The 1,431-nt window shown below is 57.7% G+C and carries 1 protein-coding gene; it reads right to left on the bottom strand.

Going from position 1 to position 1,431, the window contains the following annotated elements:
• The coding region (locus tag A7X77_RS31545; protein ID WP_064686687.1) for an ATP-dependent nuclease at window positions 1–1,431 on the bottom strand (1,431 nt) is incomplete at both ends.

Genomic DNA, 1,431 nt, shown 5'->3' with positions numbered 1-1,431 from the left:
ATGGACGAGGCAAGCCTCCCATTTGCCGCTCGAGTTTTTCTGAACGGCATCGATATCAGTTACGATCAGGCTTCGCAGGCCAATGAATTCAAGCAGCGGTTTGAAAAGATGCGCGTACGCACCGCCGACCTCCATGATCGTGATGTATTGACTGGTCAGCTTCAACGTCTCGTCCGCAGCGTCGCGCGCGCGAATTATCCGGGGCAGCATGAGCCGCTCCGTAGTACCTTCGATCAGGATCGCTTTGTCCGCGACGAATAAGTCGCAGCGCGTTAGCGTGAGGTACTGATGCAAGAATTTCTGGGCTGGTATCCCCAAGCCTTTAATCCCGGTGCTAAGATCGCGCACATCCGTGCATCTCACGCCAATGGGTTGCCCATTCGAGGTCACGGCGAAGTACCGGATCGTGTCGAAGCTCGCCTCATTCGCGATGTGCGGCGAGTGCGTTGAGACAATAAATTGCACCGGCCATGATTTGGGTTCTTCGTCCGCCTCGTCCCGGCAGAGCTTGGCTATAATCGCAGGTAGCTGCCGAATGAAAACCTCCTGCATTTGCGGGTGCAGGTGCGCTTCGGGTTCTTCGATAACGATGAGCTGCAGGCCGGGCGCATGCGGCTCGGCCCGATACTTCCGATAGAAGCCAACGATACGAAGAAGAATATAGAGGAGATTGCGGAAGCCTAAGCCATTGTAGGCCTCGGGGAACTGCACACCGGAATAGCCTTCGTACTGAACCCGTGTGAAGTTCGAGAGCAGCTTGCCGACCTCAAGCTTTGTTTCAGGCAGGAGCGGGGCGTTGTCAAGCCCAGGGTATCCGAAGTCAGCGATGGTGGGCATCAGCTTCCCCAGCTGCTTCTTGAAGTCGTTATCGATATCGCTCTGGATCTGGTCGACAGCCTTCTTTAGGCTCTCGGCGATGTTGCGCTGCTCCCCGTCTGCGGTCGCAATCGAAGCACTCGCGAAAAGGCCTTCCAAGATCTTTGCGAGAACATCCGTTTCGCGCCCACCTGTGCCATCAACTGCGCGCTGAGCATTAACGAAACCAAGGGAGAGCAGCCCGTTCACAGCCTTCGGCGAGACTTCCCGCGTGTTAGCGATGTCGTTTGGGTCCTCAGCCCACATCTGAGTGACGAACAGCTTCGGCACCCGCTCGGCGAGCGTTCGAAACCAGGCCAGGCGATCCGGCTCAGAGAGGCTCTCGTCCACAGCTCCGAGCGTCAGCCCCTCATGGCCTTCGAAGAACGCTTTGATCGATCCGTCGCCCAGGGCGCGACGACACACCACTACCGCTTCCGTGCAGGCGTCGTCGGTGTCAATCACAAACTCTGTGAGCGCGCCAAACTCGGGCATGTTCGAACTGTAGGAGACGTGAATCCGCAGCTCGATGTACGGGATGAGCGCGCGGATCTGCGGCGCAGCAGCTCCCTTGTT

This window comes from Rhizobium bangladeshense (assembly GCF_001662075.1).
GTDB lineage: Bacteria > Pseudomonadota > Alphaproteobacteria > Rhizobiales > Rhizobiaceae > Rhizobium > Rhizobium bangladeshense_B.
This window is presented reverse-complemented; position numbering and strand designations above follow the sequence as displayed.